The 18043-nt window shown below is 65.1% G+C and carries 15 protein-coding genes; 12 read left to right on the top strand and 3 right to left on the bottom strand.

Features of this window, described 5'->3' with window-relative positions; all coding sequences use genetic code 11:
• Positions 1-21: 21 nt before the first annotated feature.
• Positions 22-1140 (bottom strand): site-2 protease family protein, encoded by a 1119-nt coding sequence (locus tag BSF38_RS07880; RefSeq protein ID WP_076344533.1) that lies wholly within the window; start codon positions 1138-1140, stop codon positions 22-24.
• Between the two features lie 317 nt (positions 1141-1457).
• Between BSF38_RS07880 and BSF38_RS07885 the strand changes: the two genes are divergently transcribed.
• A complete protein-coding gene (locus BSF38_RS07885; protein ID WP_076344535.1) occupies positions 1458-2432 on the top strand; it encodes a GGDEF domain-containing protein in 975 nt (324 codons plus the stop codon).
• 184 nt (positions 2433-2616) lie between these two features.
• The gene (locus tag BSF38_RS07890) at positions 2617-3495 is read left to right on the top strand and encodes a sugar phosphate isomerase/epimerase family protein (protein WP_237170790.1); all 879 of its coding nucleotides are present in this window, start codon (positions 2617-2619) and stop codon (positions 3493-3495) included.
• 265 nt (positions 3496-3760) lie between these two features.
• Here the strand turns inward: BSF38_RS07890 and BSF38_RS07895 are convergent, their stop codons facing one another.
• Positions 3761-4036: an ArsR/SmtB family transcription factor gene (locus tag BSF38_RS07895; protein ID WP_309382012.1), complete on the bottom strand. Its 276-nt coding sequence runs from the start codon at positions 4034-4036 to the stop codon at positions 3761-3763.
• Positions 4037-4528: 492 nt separating this feature from the next.
• Here BSF38_RS07895 and thrC point away from each other — a divergent pair, with 492 nt between their 5' ends.
• The 6 genes from thrC (at position 4529) to BSF38_RS07925 (ending at position 9992) form a co-directional block, all read left to right on the top strand.
• Positions 4529-5980, top strand: coding sequence for a threonine synthase (gene thrC, locus BSF38_RS07900; protein ID WP_076344541.1), 1452 nt, complete (start codon positions 4529-4531; stop codon positions 5978-5980).
• 72 nt (positions 5981-6052) lie between these two features.
• Positions 6053-6865 (top strand): 4-hydroxy-tetrahydrodipicolinate reductase, encoded by an 813-nt coding sequence (gene dapB, locus BSF38_RS07905; RefSeq protein WP_076344543.1) that lies wholly within the window; start codon positions 6053-6055, stop codon positions 6863-6865.
• Between the two features lie 82 nt (positions 6866-6947).
• Positions 6948-7313: a hypothetical protein gene (locus BSF38_RS07910; RefSeq protein WP_076350678.1), complete on the top strand. Its 366-nt coding sequence runs from the start codon at positions 6948-6950 to the stop codon at positions 7311-7313.
• A gap of 48 nt (positions 7314-7361) precedes the next feature.
• Positions 7362-8012 carry a cyclic-phosphate processing receiver domain-containing protein gene (locus BSF38_RS07915; RefSeq protein ID WP_145952018.1) on the top strand — a complete coding sequence of 217 codons (651 nt, stop codon included), beginning with the start codon at positions 7362-7364 and terminating at the stop codon, positions 8010-8012.
• A gap of 119 nt (positions 8013-8131) precedes the next feature.
• Positions 8132-9064 (top strand): UDP-glucuronic acid decarboxylase family protein, encoded by a 933-nt coding sequence (locus tag BSF38_RS07920; RefSeq protein ID WP_076344546.1) that lies wholly within the window; start codon positions 8132-8134, stop codon positions 9062-9064.
• A 700-nt stretch (positions 9065-9764) separates the two neighbouring features.
• Positions 9765-9992 (top strand): hypothetical protein, encoded by a 228-nt coding sequence (locus BSF38_RS07925; protein WP_076344548.1) that lies wholly within the window; start codon positions 9765-9767, stop codon positions 9990-9992.
• Positions 9993-10338: 346 nt separating this feature from the next.
• Here BSF38_RS07925 and BSF38_RS07930 read toward each other — a convergent pair whose 3' ends face one another.
• Positions 10339-11937 (bottom strand): phytoene desaturase family protein, encoded by a 1599-nt coding sequence (locus BSF38_RS07930; RefSeq protein WP_076344550.1) that lies wholly within the window; start codon positions 11935-11937, stop codon positions 10339-10341.
• Positions 11938-12259: 322 nt separating this feature from the next.
• On the opposite strand from BSF38_RS07930, the gene BSF38_RS07935 reads away from it, so the two are divergent.
• From BSF38_RS07935 to BSF38_RS07950, 4 genes are all read left to right on the top strand, one after another.
• A complete protein-coding gene (locus tag BSF38_RS07935; protein ID WP_076344552.1) occupies positions 12260-13306 on the top strand; it encodes a 3'-5' exoribonuclease YhaM family protein in 1047 nt (348 codons plus the stop codon).
• A gap of 167 nt (positions 13307-13473) precedes the next feature.
• Positions 13474-14016 (top strand): TRASH domain-containing protein, encoded by a 543-nt coding sequence (locus BSF38_RS07940; RefSeq protein WP_076350679.1) that lies wholly within the window; start codon positions 13474-13476, stop codon positions 14014-14016.
• Between the two features lie 710 nt (positions 14017-14726).
• Complete coding sequence (locus BSF38_RS07945; RefSeq protein WP_076344554.1) at positions 14727-16913, top strand: glutamine synthetase III family protein; 2187 nt, start codon at positions 14727-14729, stop codon at positions 16911-16913.
• A 142-nt stretch (positions 16914-17055) separates the two neighbouring features.
• Positions 17056-17781, top strand: a complete 726-nt coding sequence (locus tag BSF38_RS07950; protein ID WP_076344556.1) for a PIG-L deacetylase family protein — start codon at positions 17056-17058, stop codon at positions 17779-17781.
• Positions 17782-18043: the final 262 nt, after the last annotated feature.

The raw sequence follows: 18043 nt of genomic DNA on the forward strand, positions 1-18043 counted from the left end.
AGACGTCCTTCTCAACGAGTGTCAGTAGATGGTCTCGCCGCCTTCGACCGATCCGTCTTGCGGCTCGCCCAGCGCCGCGCGGACCATGAGCAGCTCGCCGACGTTTTCGAGGGTCAACAGACCGACGACCTGGCCGCGATCGACGACTTGCAAGCAGGGTGTGTTTCGCGACCGCAAGAGCGTCAACGACTCGGACAGACTGCCGGACGACTCGACCGTCGGGAGGGCCGACGGGGCGAAGTCGCGAGCAAGACCGTCGCGACCGCGCTGGGAGAGGCCGGACATCAAATCGGCCCGGGTCAGTACGTGAAGCACCGGGTCGCCGTCGACGGCGATCGGGAAGTCTTGCTGGGTTCCGGCCAGGAGAAGGTCGGCGGCGCGCCCCAGGGTGTCGTCGGCGTCCAGGGTGTGAAACTCGGTGATCATCGCGTCGCGGATGGACACGCCCTTGAGCGCCGCGCGTTCGGCGACCTGCTGGGCTTCGGCCTCGGCGCCGATCCAGACGAAAATGGCGATGAACAGCAAAATCGGGGCCTGGCCGCTCAGGCCGAGGAGCCCGAAGCCGATCGCCATCATCTGGCCGATATTCGCCGCGAGCCGGGTCGCGCGGGCGTACGGCAGCCGCATGGCCAGCAGGGCGCGGAGCACCCGGCCGCCGTCCATCGGGAACGCCGGCAAGAGGTTGAACGCTGCGAGGAAGACGTTGACCATCAGAAGCTTGGGCCAGAATCCCGCGTGCACCAGCTCTTGCGAAGCTCCGACGCCGGCCGGAAGCGGGACGTCGAAGATCAGCAACAGCGCCACGATCACAACGTTGACGGCCGGCCCGGCGAGAGCGACGAGCAATTCCTGGCTGGGTTTCTCGGGCATCCGCTCCAACCGCGCCACGCCGCCGATCGGCAGGAGGGTGATGTCCGACGTCTTGACGCCGAACCGTCTTGCGGTAAGGGCATGGCCCAGCTCGTGCAAGACCACGCAGCCAAAAAGCGCCAGGACGAACGCCGCCTCGGAGATCCCCTGGCTGACGTTGTTGTTTTCGAGCGTTCCCGCGATCACCAGCCAGGCGATCAAGATGAGAAACGTCCAGTGGACGTAGATGGGGATTCCTGCCACCCGAGCCAGCTTCCACGACCACGACATTCCGAGACTCCTTGCGACGGTTTCCAGCGCCGTCCCCGAGATCTTCAGGCGAGTCGCCCGGGGCCTTGTTTCATTTTAGCCCCGGCGCTCGACCAGGGCATCGTCCAGCCCCCGTTGAAGGTGTACTTCCACCACCCTTATTTGACAACTTCAGGAGGCGACCTACGCTACGGGTAAGGAGCCGAAGCCGATTTCAAACGGCATGGAGGCGAGACTTCCCAAGGTGACGAGGAGACGCTCGGGATGCTTTTAGGTGCAAGGCGACCACGGCTTTGCACCTGGACGCTCGAGACTCTCCGGCGGAATCGAGGCGGGATATGGACGTGAAGGGCAATACGCAGATCTGCCTCTCGCCGGTTCGGGAATCGGAGGAACGGACCCAGATCGCCGCCCCCCTTCCGATGTACCTGATCATGGTACGAGGCGGGATGACCGGGACGATGCTCCGGCTCGGCGGCGAGCCGACCAGCCTCGGGCGGTCGGGCGAGAACACGTACCAGTTTCACGACGCAACAGTCTCGCGACGGCACGCCGTGCTCTCGTACGATTCGGACGGCCGCGCCTGGCTGACCGACGTGGGGAGCAGCAACGGAACGTTCGTCGACGGCAAGAAACTGGCTCCGAACAAGCCGACGCGGGTCGAAGAGGGGAGCCGCATCCAGCTCGGCGCGGCGCTTGTCCTCAAATACGTTAGCCTCGACCCGTGCGACGAGCGGTTCCAGCGCGAGATGTTCGAACGAGCCGTGCGAGACAACCTGACCGGCCTGTACAACCGCGCCTATTTCCTGGAGCAGATCGGGCCGCTCTGCGATCGCAACGTCCAGCGCGACCTGGGCTTGGCGATCCTGATGGTCGACATCGATCGGTTCAAGCAGATCAACGACGAGCACGGCCACGACGCGGGCGACACAGTGCTCCGCGAAGTCGCCCGGGTGCTTCGCGAATCGACCCGTCTGGAAGACCTCGTCGCCCGTTACGGCGGTGAGGAGTTCGTCTTCGCCCTGCCGGTCGCCTCGCTCGAACAAGCCGTCGAGCGCGCCGAGCGAGTTCGCATCCACCTGGCGCAGCGGGCGATGCATGCGAACGGCAAGCAGTTGCACGTCACCGTAAGCATCGGCCTGTCGTGCAGCCTGAGCGGATGGCCTCGGAGCATCTCGGGGCTGATCTCGGCGGCCGACGAGGCGCTTTACGAAGCGAAGCTGAACGGCCGCAACCGCGTCGTTCCCGCCTTCAAGCCCCCTCTCGCAAGCCTGCGACGAACCGAATCGGCCGACGCCATGGCCGTCTGCTAAGCCTGCCCCAAATGGAACGCGACGCTCCTCGCTGTCGGACGGATTCGATCGCCCCGCCTACGACGCGGGGTCTCTCGTTGGAATCGGTTATCGCCTGCCGCGTCCCGGCCGGATATCATCAGTCCGACGCGCGCCCTGGCGGCGCTTACCACACGAGAACGTCTCGCCAACGAAGGTGACTGAAGTGTCTACAAGGCCTGAAGTTTCGACGCCGGCCCCGGCCCTGGAGCCGCTCGCCCTGGGAGTCTGTAGCTGGAGCTTGCAAGTCAAGAGCGTGGCGGAACTCAAGAATTTTCTCGACGAGTTGGGTATCCACGTCGTCCAGATCGCGTGCGGCGATCCGCACCACGCGAGCTGGGATGAAGGCGACGACCTCCCCCGCGCGGCGCGTGCGGCCGGGTTCACGATGACCGGTGCCATGCTCGGATTTCCAGGTGAGGACTACACCACGCCCCAGACGATCCAGAAGACGGGCGGCTTCGGCGACCCAGCGCTCCGGCCCGAGCGGCTCCAACGCCTCGCGTGGGGTATCAATCGGACCGTTGCGCTGGGACTAAGCGACCTCACGCTCCACGCCGGTTTCTTGCCCCAGGTCGACTCTCCCGAACGTTCGAGTCTGCTCGACACCCTTGCTCAGGCCGCCGACCTGGCTCGTGCTCAAGGAGTGACGCTCGCGTTCGAGACCGGTCAGGAGACCGCCGAACTGCTGCGGCGGACGCTGGACGATCTGAAATCACCTAACCTCAAGGTCAATTTCGACCCTGCGAATATGCTGCTCTACGATATGGGCGACCCGATCGAGGCCGTCGAACTGCTCGGGACGGACATCCGCTCGGTCCACGTCAAGGACGCGCGCCGGCCCAAGGTCGCGGGAAGCTGGGGTGAGGAAGTGCCGCTGGGCCAGGGCGAGGTCGATATCAAGCGATTCGTCCAGACCCTGAAGTCGGTCGGTTACACCGGCTCGCTCGTCGTCGAGCGCGAGGTCGGCGACCAGCAAGGGCGACTGCGCGACGTGGCCCACGGCCTCGCGTTCCTTCGCGACTGCCTGGCAAACGCAAGTTAATCACCGCACTGAACGGGCTCCCGCCGACGAAGAGGTCTCTCGGCGGGAGTCGTTCGAATGGGCCGGCTCGTTGAAAGCGGACCGCCCACGAGCCCTCCCCGTTAGAGTGGACGTCGCGGAAGAAATCCAAAGCTCTCGACCGGGGAGCGGGTCGTGGTTCCTCACCCCGAGCCGATCAGGCTCGATGCAGGGGTGGGCGAGGAAAAACCGGCGGCGGCAGCGAGGCGCCGGAAGCGATTCCGGTCAGAGCAGGGAGGAATCGAGTTCAACCGACGACGGTGTCGACGACCTGGGCCAGTTCGCGACCGGCCTCGGTGAGCGCGTAGTAATTGTGCTTGCCGGACCGACGAGGCTCGATCAATCGGCCGTGACGCAGGAGCGCCAGGTGATGGCTTACGGCGGGTTGACTCTGGGTGCCGAGGTCGGCGCACAGCTCCGTTACGTTTCGCTCTCTTTCACTCAACAGCATGAGAACCTGAAGCCGCGTCGGGTCCGAGACCTGCTTGAGCAGCTCGGCGACACGACGGATCTCAGCGAGCATGCGGGCGGCCGCCGTTACTGACGCCTTAGAGGTCCGACTAGACGAGGCGGCGCGCGTGGTGGTGGCTGCCATCGTGTTCCTTTATTTTGTATTGCGTATGCACAATTAAACGTCAGGCCACGTCGGCCATATCACGGTATTGTTAACTGTGAATCGCTTGAGGCATAATAGAATCATCCTTCAATCCAGTCAAGCCCCCTTGTGTCTATCCTCCCACGAAGCTCTTGATGAGACCAGTACGAGGAATCCAGGAGCGACCGAAGCGCTTGCAATGGTTGCCTAACCGTCGAATTCAGGCCAGGCCTCAAGGTCGGTTCGGAGGGTGCCGTCGTGAGCCGTTTGGCTTGTGAGGCGACCGGGGTTTCCATTAGAGTGGCAGGGGACCGACCGCCAGGGCGACGGCTTGGTCTGGATGATACGACCTCGTCGGCTTGACGGCGAGGGTGTGGAAAAAAGCGACATGGTTCGAGGCCCATTGAGAGTCAGCGACCGATGGCCGGGTATTCGATTCCGACGACTGAGCGATCGACTGAAGCCGCCTATCAGCAGTGCCTGAACCCGTCGTGCTCCGCGACGTTCGGGATCGACGAGGCTCATTTCTCGTGCCCGAAGTGCGGTGATCTGGTCGACGTGGTCTACGATTGGGACCGGCTGCCGGTCCCGCGCGCCCTGAGCGACTTCGAGGCGAAGTGGTCGCGCCGGCTCGACCCGCTCTGCTTCTCGGGCGTCTGGCGGTTCCGCGAACTGCTGCCGTTCGCCCCCGCCGACCGGATCGTGACGATCGGCGAAGGCCAGACGTTGTTGCAGCGAGCCGACAAGGTCGGCGCGTTCGTCGGCATGTCGACCGGCAACTTGATGCTTCAATACGAAGGTATGAACCCGTCGGGAAGTTTCAAGGACAACGGCATGACCGCGGCGTTCACCCACGCCCGGATGGTCGGGGCGCGTCGGGTGGCCTGCGCGAGCACGGGCAATACTTCGGCGGCGCTGGCGGTCTACTGCTCGGCGACCGATCACGGCTTCAAGGCGATCATCTTCATCGGCTCGGGCAAGATCGCCTACGGCAAGCTGGCCCAGGCGCTCGACCACGGGGCGCTCACGGTGCAGATCGTCGGCGACTTCGACGACGCGATGACCCGAGTCCGGGAGGTCTCTGATCGGCTGGGCATCTACCTGATGAACTCGGTCAATCCGTTCCGGCTTGAAGGCCAGAAGACGATCATGTACCGGGTGCTCGAAGCCAACGGCTGGGAGGTCCCCGACTGGATCGTCGTCCCCGGCGGCAATCTCGGCAATTCGAGTGCGTTCGGCAAGGCATTCATCGAGCTCAAGCACCTTGGGTTGATCGATCGGGTTCCTCGGCTGGCGGTGATCAACGCCGCCGGCGCGCGCACGCTCAATGAGCTTTACAGCGCCCGCGAGGTCCGCTGGCGGAGCGGCCTGGCCGACTCCGCCAAGATTGGAGCGTTTTACAACGAGCTGGACGCCTCGGGCGTCAAGGCGTCGACGATCGCTTCGGCCATTGAGATCAACCGGCCGGTGAACCTCAAGAAGTGCCTCCGCGCCCTCGAGTTCTGCGACGGCGTGGTCCGCCAGGTCTCCGACCAGCAGATCATGGACGCCAAGGCGCGCGTCGGAGCCGGCGGGCTCGGTTGCGAACCGGCGAGCGCGGCGAGCGTCGCCGGTGCCAAACTGCTCCGCGAGGAAGGGGTCATCGCACCGTCCGACCGCGTCGTCTGCATCCTCACCGGGCACCAGCTCAAAGACCCGACGGCGACGGTCGCCTACCACGGCGCCGATCAGGAGAATTTCGAGAAAGTCCTGGGGAGTCGAGGCGTCCGCCGCGCTGGGTTCGCCAACCGCCCCGTCATCGTGCCGAACGACCTCGACGACATCATCCGGACGATCGCCCTCTATTCCGAGGCGGAATCCGCCGGCGCGTGAACGTCGGCCCCAGGCCGCCGCGATCTTCGACCGCTTCATCTCGACTCGACAAACTGAAAGGAAAACCGGCCCGTGAGCACGGCGACTGTGGGAATTGGACTTCATGGGGCGCTCGGACGGATGGGAATCCGGCTGATCCAGTTGATCGCCGAAGACCCGCGCGTGCGGCTGGTCGCCGCGATCGACCGCGAAGCGCATCCGAAACTCGGCCAGGACGCCGGCGAGCTGGCCGGAATCGGCCGGCTGGACGTGCCGATCGAGCCCCTCTCGGCCCTCGAAAAGCGCCAGGGCGTCGACGTCGTCATCGATTTCTCCCATCCTTCCGCCTCGCTCGAACTGGCGACGGTTTGCGCCCGGAACGGGATCGCGCTGGTCGTGGGGACGACGGGCTTCGATCCGGAGCAACGTAAGGCCCTCGAAGCGGCCTCGGCGACGATCCCGATCCTGCTCTCTCCTAACATGAGCCGTGCGGTCAATCTGTTGATGAGACTGGTCGGCGAGGCCTCCGCCGCGCTGGCCGGGGTCGCCGACATCGAGATCGTCGAACGCCACCACCATCTGAAGAAAGACTCCCCCAGCGGCACCGCGTTGAAACTGGCCGAGATCGCCGCCAAGGCGTCCGGCGCCGATCATCTGGTCCACGGTCGCGAGGGACTGGTCGGCGAGCGTAAGCCCGGCGAGATCGGCGTTCACGCGGTGCGGTCGGGCGACTGTCCGGGAGAGCACACGGTGAGCTTCGGCCTGCTTGGCGAGACGCTCGAACTCAGCCACCGCGCCCTGAACCGCGACGGATTCGTCCGCGGGGCGATCGATTCGGCCCGGTTCCTGGCTGGCAAACCGGCGGGTTGGTACTCGATGGCGAATGTACTAGACTTTGCGCAGTGAGAGCGTTCGGGTGACACCGCCGGCCGGCGTCTCGCCAGCGTCGGCCGGGACGAAGGCCGGAGGCCTGGGAGAACGTCGGATCATGGCCCGCTGCGAACGAGGATACCTCTGCGTGGTCTGCGGCGAGGAGGTCGAGGAGTTGGCCGACTCCGACCTCTATCTCCGCTATACGCTCGGCGAGGTCGATCCCGAGTTGCTCCACAAGCTGCCCGAGCGGCACATCCGGTGCAATCCGATCCTCGCCCAGTTCATCGTGGCCGACGAGTTTCCACCGGTGGAGGTCGCCGGGGCGTTCACCAAGCGGTTGCTCGACGACGAGTTCGTGGCTGCCGAGGAGGCGCGGGTGACGTCCGGCTATCGTCGCTTACACGAACTGACCGCGCAGTCCGTCCCGATCCATGAGTATCCTTTGACGAGGGAAGGCCGGGCCGACGAAGGCGCGGAATAGGGCGCGGTTTCGTAATCGTCGGGGTTGGTCCGACCGAGAGAGAAGGTCATGTTCGTGACCGAGACGCCGCCGCGTACTGAGGCTGCGGATTCCGCGTCGGCGACTCCCGCCGACGTGGCGGCTCAGACTGCGCCTAACGGCTTGAAAGCGTCGCGGGTGGCGCCGGCGCCGGCCGCGTCGACGAAACCCGCGTCCCGGCCCCGGCGCGTCTTGTTCATGGACGACGACGCTCGAAGGGTCGAAGTCTTTCTCCAACGATGCCCCGAGGCCGTCTGGGTCAAGTCGGCCGACACGTGCATCGTCCGATTGTCGGAATGCTGGGATGAGGTTCACCTCGACCACGACCTGGGCGGCGAACAGTTCGTCGACACCAGCCGCGACGACTGCGGCATGGCCGTCGTCCGCTGGCTCTGCGCCAAGCCTCGCCCCCATCATATCAGCACGCGCTTCTTCATTCACAGTTACAACCTCGCCGCCGCGTCGCTGATGGTCGAGTGTCTTCTCCGAAACGGATACACAGCCGAGTTCCGGCCGTTCGGCTTCGACCTCGTCGATCTCCTCTCGTTCGAGGACATCTCCCCCGCCCTGGCCCTTCGAGCCGCGCGGGCTCGACGGCTTCGATCGTGGCGGGTCCGGCTTCGTGTGTTCATGCACCGCCTCAAGCGGTTCTTCCGCCTGATTCCCGGCGACCGGCTGTAGCGATCCGTATCGAGGTTCCGGGTTTCGTGAGCATCGCGAGTCGCGTTATGATGGGCGGCTGCGGCATAGCGGAGAGAGATCCGCGCCGACAGGATCAAGGACGTATCAGGAGGAACAACTTGAGAACGGTCATCACCGGAGGAGCCGGGTTCGTCGGCTCGCATCTTTGCGAGCGGTTTCTCGACGACGGCGACGAGGTCGTCTGCGTCGACAATTTGCTGACGGGGTCGCTCAAGAACATCGATCAGCTCGCGGCCGACCCGCGGTTCCGGTTCGTGCGGCACGACATCTCCGAGCCGATCGAACTCGACGGCCCGGTCGACAACGTGCTTCACTTCGCGAGCCCCGCCAGCCCCGTCGACTACCTCGCCCACCCGATCCCGACCCTCAAGGTCGGCTCGCTCGGCACCCACAACGCGCTCGGGCTGGCCAAGGCCAAGGACGCGCGGTTCCTGCTGGCGAGCACGTCGGAGATTTACGGCGATCCCGACGTCCACCCGCAGCGCGAGGACTACTGGGGGAACGTCAACACGATCGGCCCGCGCGGCTGCTACGACGAGGCCAAGCGGTTCGCCGAGGCCATCACCATGGCCTACCACCGGTTCCACGGCGTGAAGACGCACATCGTCCGAATCTTCAACACCTACGGCCCTCGGATGCGCCTTAACGACGGCCGCGTGTTGCCCAACTTCATGAAGCAGGCCCTCCGCGGCGACCCGATCACGATCTACGGCAAGGGTGAACAGACCCGGAGCTTCTGCTACGTGACCGACTTGGTCGACGGCATCCACCGCCTGCTCAAGGCCGATTACGCGCTGCCGGTCAACATCGGCAACCCGTCGGAGATCACCGTCCACCAGCTCGCCGAGGAGATCATCGCGCTCGTCGAGGGGACCAAGAGCCGGATCGTCTACAACGACCTCCCCGAAGACGACCCCAAGCGCCGGAAGCCCGACATCACCAAGGCCCAGACCCTGCTCGGCTGGAACCCGATCGTCGACCGCCCCGACGGCCTGAAACGGACGCTCGCCTACTTCCGTTCCGTGGTCTGAAAAGCCCCTGCAACCCTCATAACCCCTTCGGGACGCCCGGACCCATGAAACGGGGACGCCGGGTCGTCCGGAAGGTCGTCCTGGAGTCGCCCGTCGGGTGATTGGGTTTGTTCGCGCCGAAACCAGGTCGTCACTCGCCATCCTTCCTCGCGAATGAACCCATCCGGCGCGACCGCCCCGGCCCTTCCCCATCGACCCGAAATTGGCTTCGTTTGCGCAGCCCAACCGCCTGTTCTGTCACCGTAACTATTGCTATACCAACATTTTGCTTGCCGACTTCCGATTGGCTTCGATTGCGCCGAAAGCGGCTCGCCCCGCCTGACGGCCGACCCCGTCGGCCCAGGCGGATTGGGTTCGATCGGCCATTTTTCACCCTCGCCGACGATTCCCTCACCGGCCGCCGGCCCAGTAGCGGATTGGGTTCGCTCGTCCACTTTTCCACCCTCGCCGCCGACGCCCGCCGGGTCGTAACGGTGCGACGACTTACCGACCGCCGAATCGACAACGAGCGCGGAAGCGAAAGGCGCACCTTCCCCTTATGGGTCAGTTTACGACACGGCGCGCGGAGCGCCCTTGCGACCGTCAATCCACACCTATTCGGCGTGACCCGCTCAATCCCTGAAGCCATCCGGACGGCCGCCCCGCCCTGCGCTCGTTCGTCAGGACAATACCGGCCAAGCAACGGACCATCCGACTGGACGTGGAAGAATGCCGGTTCGGGCCGATCCCCGAGGCCGAATTTGCGCTCGAACCGTTTCTGGCCGACCTCGGGCCGGACCGGCCCAACTGGCAGCAGGCGGTCGAGCCCTCAACCGCGACGCTCCTCGACTGGTACTGGCTGGTGTTCGTCGCCGGCGGGATCAGCCTGGCGGGCGGGGCCGGCGTGGCCCTGCGAAGCCGAGACCGACGGGCGCTGCGGGCGGTCTGATGGAAGCCCGAAGCGCCAGCGAGTGAATCAGCGTTGGGCCGTCGGAACCATTCACTCGCTGGCGCTTCGGACTTCCATTCCGCTCTCCGATCATCCCGCATCAGCGCGGTTTACGTTTGGGATGCTTACAAGGGTCAAAACAGGCTGTCGCGAGCATGCCTTCTCCCCTCGCGGGAGAAGGTGGCCGGAACGGCCGGATGAGGGGGGGGCGAGGGCCAAGGCGATCGAGGAACCCCTCATCCGCCCCTGCGGGGCACCTTCTCCCGCAGGGGGAGAAGGGAATTCCGCCCCATCCCGCGTGCAACCCAAATCCAAACCGCGCTACGTATTCCTGGTCGCCGATTAATCACAGCCCGAGCACGTCCATTGCCGCGTTGCGGCCGTTGATCCCGATGACGCTGCCGCCGGGGTGGGTGCAGGCGCCGCAGAGGAAGACGCCGGGCATTGGAGTTCGCGGCGTGAGGCGGTTCGCCCACATGAAGGGCGGAAGACATTCGCCCTGGAAGATGTGGCCGCCGGTGAGGCCGACTGATTTCTCGATGTCGGGCGGGCCGAGGACCTGGACGTCGATCACGGCGTCGGGGATGTTCTCGCAGAACCGGCCGATCGAATCGAGGGCGAGCCGCCTCACCTCCTCACGCCGCGCGTCCCAGTCGCCGCGCGCGAACGTGTACGGCACGTACTGGGCAAAGACGCTCATCGTGTGAACCCCCGGCGGGGCGACGCTCGAATCGTGCGCGGTGTGGAAATACAACTCGGTCCAGAGCCGATCGGGCAGTTCTCCTCGACGCATCGCCTTGAAGCCCTCGGCCCATTCGGCCTTCGTCAGCGGCGTGTTGACTTGCCCCTTATGATGGTCGTTCATCACGCCCGGCCGCGCCTTGAAGCTGGGCAACTCCTTGAGCGCGACGTTGAGTTTCAGCGTGCAGCCGACCTGCGGCACGGACTCGACGCGCGCCTTCCAGGTGGGGTCGACTGCGTCGCCGAGCAGTCGAAGCGTAACCCGAGGGTCGGCGTTGGAGACTACGACGTCGGCGAGAATGCGGTCGCCTCCCTCAAGCTCGACCCCCTCTCCCGGCAAGATCTTCGCCACCGGTGTCCCCGTCGCGACCACGACGCCGAGGTCGCGGGCGATGTCGCAGAGCAGGAACGACACCACCCCCATGCCCCCCTCGACATATCCCCACATCCCGGCGATTCCGCCGAGACGACCGGACTGATGGTGGAAGTGGATCGACGCCGTGCCGGGATCGTGCGGGCTGGCGTTGGTGCCGATCACCCCCTGGCCGAGGTAGGCCATCTGGAGCCGCTCGTCCTGGAAGTAATTCTCGACGCATTCGACCATCGACCACTCGAACAAGAGCCGCCGGGCCTCGTGATCGCCGCCGAGCCGCTCGTCGATCTGGTCGATCGTCGGCGCCTTGCCGATCCAGAAGTCGTCGTCCCCCTCCGGTCGCAGGGCGTCGCGGAGCCGGCTCTTGACCGAACAGAAGTCGCGCCAGCCTTCGACGTCGACGGGGGAGAGGCGACGAATCTCATCCGCGCAGCGTTCGTCGTCGTCCCATAATTGAACGCTGCTCCCGTCGTCGAACGGGACGAACAGGCCCGCCGCCGCCGGCGACCACCGGAACCCGTGCGCCGGCAAGCTTAGCTCGTCGATCACCTTCGGGTGGAGGAGTCCGACCAGGTACGCGCAGGGCGAGAGCCGAAATCCTGGCCAGACCTCTTCCATCGTGCAGGCCCCGCCGACGCGGTCGCGCGCCTCAAGCACCAGGACCGACTTCCCCGCGCGGGCCAGATACGCCGCGGCCGTCAGCCCGTTATGGCCGCCGCCCACCACGATCGCGTCCCATCGACGGCTCGCGAGGTCCTTGATCGGCGTCGTAAGTTCCATCCTCCCGAGTGTTTCGATCGTCCGCCGATTGCCCCCGGGCGTGATCGCCATGACAAATCCCACCTTCGCTGAAACAGTGTGTAAATGACCAGGCGACAACGATCCCAAGGGAAAGACGCGGGGTCGGAAAGCCTCAGGATAACTTGGCCGAGTCTAGCAAGGTACAGAGCCGAAAATTCGACCAAGCCGGCTGACTGAACGAAATGAGCGCTTTTGGAGCGGCGCATGGTGTAAACTTGACACGTAGAAGCCGATTGAGCCATCACGCGAGCCGCTCTCCACTCATGGATCGAGACGGCCGTCGGTTTCGGCGTTGGGCGTCTCGGCCCGTCGCCGATCCTTGTCCGAGGTCCCGATGAGGGGAAGCAACGACATGCCTGCCATCGCCAACGTCGTGACTCGTCTTTCGGACGTCGTCGACGGCCAGGAAGCCGTCTGTTTCGCCGCCTTGGTCAAAAAGACGCGGGGGATGACGAAGGCGAACCAGCCGTTCATCAAATGCCTCTTCCGGGACAAGCGCGTCGCCTGCGAGGCACCCCTCTGGCACGACCACCGCTACATCCAGGAGGCTGAGGGCTGGACCGAGGGCCTCGCCTACCGCCTCCAGATGCGCGCCAGTTTCAACCTCCGGTACGGGATGCAGATCGAGATCCTAGGCATCCGTCCCGCCACCGACGCCGACGCCGCCGACGGCTACGACTTCAATGACCTCGTCGAGAGTGGTAAGTATCCACCGCAGAAGTTGATCGACTCGATTCTCAATCGCGTCCACAAATACATCGTCGAGCCGCACCTCAAGCAGTTGGTGCTCCAGATCCTCAACGACCACGACGACCTGCTTCGCAAGATGCCGGCCGCGCAGAGCATGCATCACAACTACACCGGCGGGCTCCTGGAGCACGTCTGGAGCATGAGCCGTGTGGGCGAACTGCTCGTCGAGCACTACGGGGGCTACTACGACACGCTGAATCCGCCGCTCGACAAGGGGCTGGTGATCGCCGCGATCATCATGCACGACATCGGCAAGCTCCGCGAGTTGAAGTACCACCCGGTCGAGGCGCGGTACACGAAGGAAGGTTCGCTGGTCGGGCACGTCCTGATGGGCCGCGACCTCGTTCGCGAGACGGCGAAGACCATCGACGGCTTCCCCGAGGAACTCCTCCTGCTCCTCGAACACGCGATCCTCTCCCATCACGGCAAGCGCGAATTCGGCGCTCCGATCCTGCCCCAGACGATCGAGGCGTTGCTCGTGTCGTACATCGACGACCTCGACGCCAAGATGAACGTCGCAGCCCGCCAGCGCCTGTTGTCGAAGACCGACGACGACTTCACCGACCGCGTCTACGCGCTCGACAACCGGCGGATCTACAAGGGGATTCCCCTGGAGACCCCCGACGACGACGACGCCAGCGCCTTCTGAACGGCGGAACGCTCCAGGCCCCGTTCCAGTCGCGATCCTTCGAATCTCAGGAAGCCTCCGCCCCGCGCTTGGCGATCCGGCTTGTTGAGGGATACAATGCGATCCATTGGATGAAGCCGTCGCAGGCCGCGGCGCGCTCGCGTTCCAACCACCGAAAGGATCGCACCTTGAAGACTCGACACCGTTTGTTCCCATCGGCCCTGGCTCTCTCGTTCCTGATCGGCTGCGCGGGCGAAGAGGCGGCGGCCCCGAGCGCGTCGACGCCCAGCTCGACGCCGACGGCGAGCAAGCCCTCCGCTCCCCCGGTCAAGGCGGACGACAAGGCGCCGACACTCACGCCCGCCCCGGCCAAGGATGAGGACAAGGACAAGACGCCGACGCTCACGCCCGCCCCGGCTCCGACCCCTCCGGCCGACGAGCCGAAGAAGACCGAAGCCAAGCCGAGCCTCGAAGGCCCCAAGGCCGAAGCCGTCAAGCTGACCGAAGAGGAAGTCGCTTCGATCAAGGAACTTCCGGCCGACGACCAGGCCGTCGCTCTGGCCCAGGCGGTCTGCCCGGTGAGCGACGAACACCTCGGTGCCATGGGTGCCCCGATCAAGGTCAGCGCCGAGGGCCGGACGTTCTACATCTGCTGCAAAGGGTGCCAGAAGGATGTCAAGGACGACGCCAAAGCGGTGGTCGCCAAGCTTGACAAGCTTAGCAAAAAGTAAGCAGAAATCACCCGACGGCGCGGCTCGCGCCGTCGATTCGATCGCTTCGTAAAGCCGTCCGCTCGCCCTCGAACGGGCGGCCTCACGCGGTTTTTCCTCTCCCCACCGATCGCCTCAACTCTCCGCTCCCCAGTCTTCCAAAACTCGACGACGGTTTCTTACATGCGAAGACGATGAGGGTCTGGCGATCGAGGGCGTCGGAGGATATAATTCCTGCCTGCGAGAATGGGATCTCGAAACCGCCCGTTCGTTGGGCGGAGATCAAACGCAATCCCAGGATCGGCGACTCTCCCGCGCTGAGGCGAAACGGCAGTGCGACGGGTCGCGGGCGCGACTCTATTGAGATCTCCGGGACGCACCCGGATGGAGCCGTCCTCGTGATCCCCCTCTGACCACTCGCCGGCCTTGTCATCACAGCGACGATCATCCTTTGGACGTGAGCGAGACGACCGGGACGGCCCGGCGAAGCGTTCTTCGTTCTGAGATTCCGGTCGTGCACCAAGGCTTTCCGGATCGATAGGCGTTCCCAAACTCCGCGCTATGTGTCGGTCTTGCGGCCCCCTTCGAATTCCCTTGACTCAGTCGAGGGCGGGCCGCGTGAAGATCGTTCTCTGTGGACTCTTCTCCCTTTCGAAGGGCCGTGCAGAACCCAGTCAGGGCGACATTCGCGCGTTTTCGGACCCACCAACTCTGTTTGATGGAGCCTTTCGATGGAACATAAGAGCGCATACGACTCCGCGGTGGAAGCCATTACATCCTGGTCCAACCTGGGCCGAAGAGCGCCCAAGTCGGTCACGCCGGTCTGCCAGCTCTTCGGCATCAACGTCTTCTCCGACGACGTCATGCGGGCCCGGCTGCCGGAAAACGTCTACAAGACGCTTCGCGCCACGGTGCAGAAGGGCGCGCCCCTCGACCCCTCGATCGCCGACGTGGTGGCGACGGCGATGAAGGAATGGGCGATGGAGCGGGGTGCGACCCACTACACCCACTGGTTCCAGCCGATGACCGGCCTGACGGCCGAGAAGCACGACTCGTTCCTGTCACCCACCGAGGCCGGCACGGCCGTCGCCGAGTTCAGCGGCAAGGAACTGGTCCGCGGCGAGCCCGACGCGTCGAGCTTCCCCTCCGGCGGCATCCGCAGCACCTTCGAGGCCCGCGGCTACACGGCTTGGGACCCGACGAGCCCGGCGTTCATCCTCGACAACCCCAACGGCACGACGCTCTGCATCCCGACCGCCTTCTGTTCGTGGACCGGCGAGGCCCTCGACAAGAAGACCCCGCTCCTGCGGTCGGTCGAGGCGCTCTCGCACCAGGCCGTCCGCATCCTCAAGCTGTTCGGATCGACGGCCGAACGGGTCAGCACGACGGCCGGCCCCGAGCAGGAATACTTCCTGATCGACAAGAACTTCTACTACGCCCGTCCCGACCTCATCAACGCCGGCCGGACCCTCTTCGGCGCCAAGCCCCCCAAGGGGCAGGAGATGGAGGACCACTACTTCGGCTCCATCCCCGAGCGCGTCCTGGCCTGCATGCTCGAAACCGAGACCGAGCTGTACAAGCTCGGCGTGCCCGTCAAGACGCGGCACAACGAGGTGTCGCCCGCCCAGTATGAGATCGCGCCCGTCTTCGAGAGCGCCAACGTCGCCACCGACCACAACATGCTGGTCATGGAGAGCCTGAAGCGGATCGCCGATCGCTACGGCCTCCAGGCGTTGCTCCACGAGAAGCCGTTCGCCGGCGTCAACGGGTCGGGCAAGCACGTCAACTGGTCGATGTCGGACGACCTGGGAAACAACCTGCTGCGCCCCGGCGACACGCCGCACGACAACGCGCAGTTCCTGATCTTCCTGGCCGCCGTCATCCGCGCCGTGTCGCGGCACGGCGACCTGCTGCGAGTGGCCGTCGCCCACGCCGGCAACGACCATCGCCTCGGCGCCAACGAGGCCCCGCCGGCCATCATCTCGATCTTCCTGGGCGACATGCTCGAAGACATCGTCGAGCAGATCGAAAAGGGAGGAGCCAAGTCGGCCAAGTCCGGCGGCGAGCTGAAGATCGGCGTCTCGGTCCTGCCGACCTTGCCCCGCGACCCGGGCGACCGCAACCGCACCAGCCCGTTCGCCTTCACGGGCAACAAATTCGAGTTCCGCGCCTGCGGCTCGGCCCAGTCGATCGCGGGTCCGATCGTGGTCCTCAACTCGATCGTCGCCGAGAGCCTCGACTACATGGCCACGCAGCTTGAACAGGCCGTGGCGCCGGGCAAGGACCTCAACGCCGAGATCCAGAAGCTGCTCCAGTCGGTGATCAAGGAATCGCGCTGGATCGTCTTCAACGGCGACAACTACAGCGAAGCCTGGCACGCCGAGGCCGAGAAGCGCGGACTGCCCAACCGCCGGTCGACGATCGACAGCCTCCCCGACCTGGTCTCCCCCAAGGCCGTCGAGCTGTTCACCAAGTACAAGATCTTCACCGAGCGCGAGCTGCACTCGCGGTACGAGATCTTCCTGGAAGGCTACCGCAAGACCATCGCGATCGAATCGCAGCTCACGCTCCAGATGGCCTCGCGGATGATCCTGCCGGCCGCCCTCCGCTACCAGTCGGTGATCGCCTCCGCGGTGGCCAACCTGAAGGCCGCCGGGGCGACGGTTCCCAAGCACCAGACGGCCCTGCTCAACGAGATCGTCCACGCCATCGACGAACTCCAGAGCGCGTCCGACCGCCTCTCCGACGTCATCGACGAGCACCCCAAGGGGGACTCGCTCGACCACGCCAAGCACTCGCGCGACGTCGTCATCCCCGCCATGAACGCCGTCCGCGCCGCCGGCGACATCCTCGAAACCCTCGTCGCCAGCGACCTCTGGCCGCTGCCGACCTATCAGGAAATGCTGTTCATCAAGTGATGAAGCGCACGAGAGCCGAGACGCTGTCGGCCTCTCGCCGATAGCGTTGCTCAGTCGAAAAGGGTCCTGCTCCGGCGCCAAGCCGGCCGGGACCCTTTTTTCGTGGCCTTCGTGGAACCGCCGAAGGGAGATCGACTCCGCCATGCCGCCGATCCATCGACGAGAGCTGCTGGGCCGCGCCTCCGTGCTGGGGACCGCCGCGTTCGGCGCGGGTCCGTCCGAGCCGACGCATCCCAAGCGGAAGTTGGTCGTCACCGGCGGCCATCCTGGCGATCCCGAGTACGGCTGCGGCGGCACGATCGCCCGCTGGACCGACGACGGGCACGACGCCGTGCTGCTCTATCTGAACGACGGCGTGCCGACTGGAAAACCCAAGAACGGGGTTCGCGTCGCCGAGGCCGGCAAGGCTTGTGAAATCCTCAAGGCCCGACCGATCTTCGCCGGGCAGATCGACGGCGACGCGGTGGTCGACCGCGCACATTACGAGGCGTTCCACAAGATCCTCGAGGCCGAGCGTCCGGACGTGGTATTCACCCACTGGCCGATCGACAACCACGCCGACCACCGAGCCATGTCGATGCTGGTCTACGACGCCTGGCTAAAGCTGAAGCGAAGCTTCGCCCTCTTCTATTACGAGGTGTCGAACGGCGAAGACACCGTGCAGTTCGCCCCCACGCACTACGTCGACGTCACCGCGACCGAGCCGAGAAAACGCCGCGCCTGCTTCGCCCACGCCAGCCAATCGCCCGAAAAATTCTACGCCCTGCAAGAACAAGTCGCCCGGATGCGCGGCGTCGAAAGAGGCTGCCTCTTCGCCGAAGGTTACATCCGCCACATACAGAGCCCGGAGATCGCGCTCCCCGGCTGACGCGGCTCGCTCTTGCGCCACATGCAACGATCATAGAGAGACGTCGAAACTCTCTTCCTTCTCCCATCGGACTAACGACCCGACACCTATCCCGACCTCTCGAAATACAAACCACCATGACGCCGTGGAGACCCCCGGCCCCATGAAATGGGGGGCGCATGGCGTCACGACCAGGTCCGGTAGGGGCGCCCCTTGTGGGTGCCCGGTTCCTTTCACGTCGACCGCTCACGCTCGGCGATCGGGCACCCACAAGGGGCGCCCC

This window comes from Paludisphaera borealis (assembly GCF_001956985.1).
Classification (GTDB): Bacteria; Planctomycetota; Planctomycetia; order Isosphaerales; family Isosphaeraceae; genus Paludisphaera; species Paludisphaera borealis.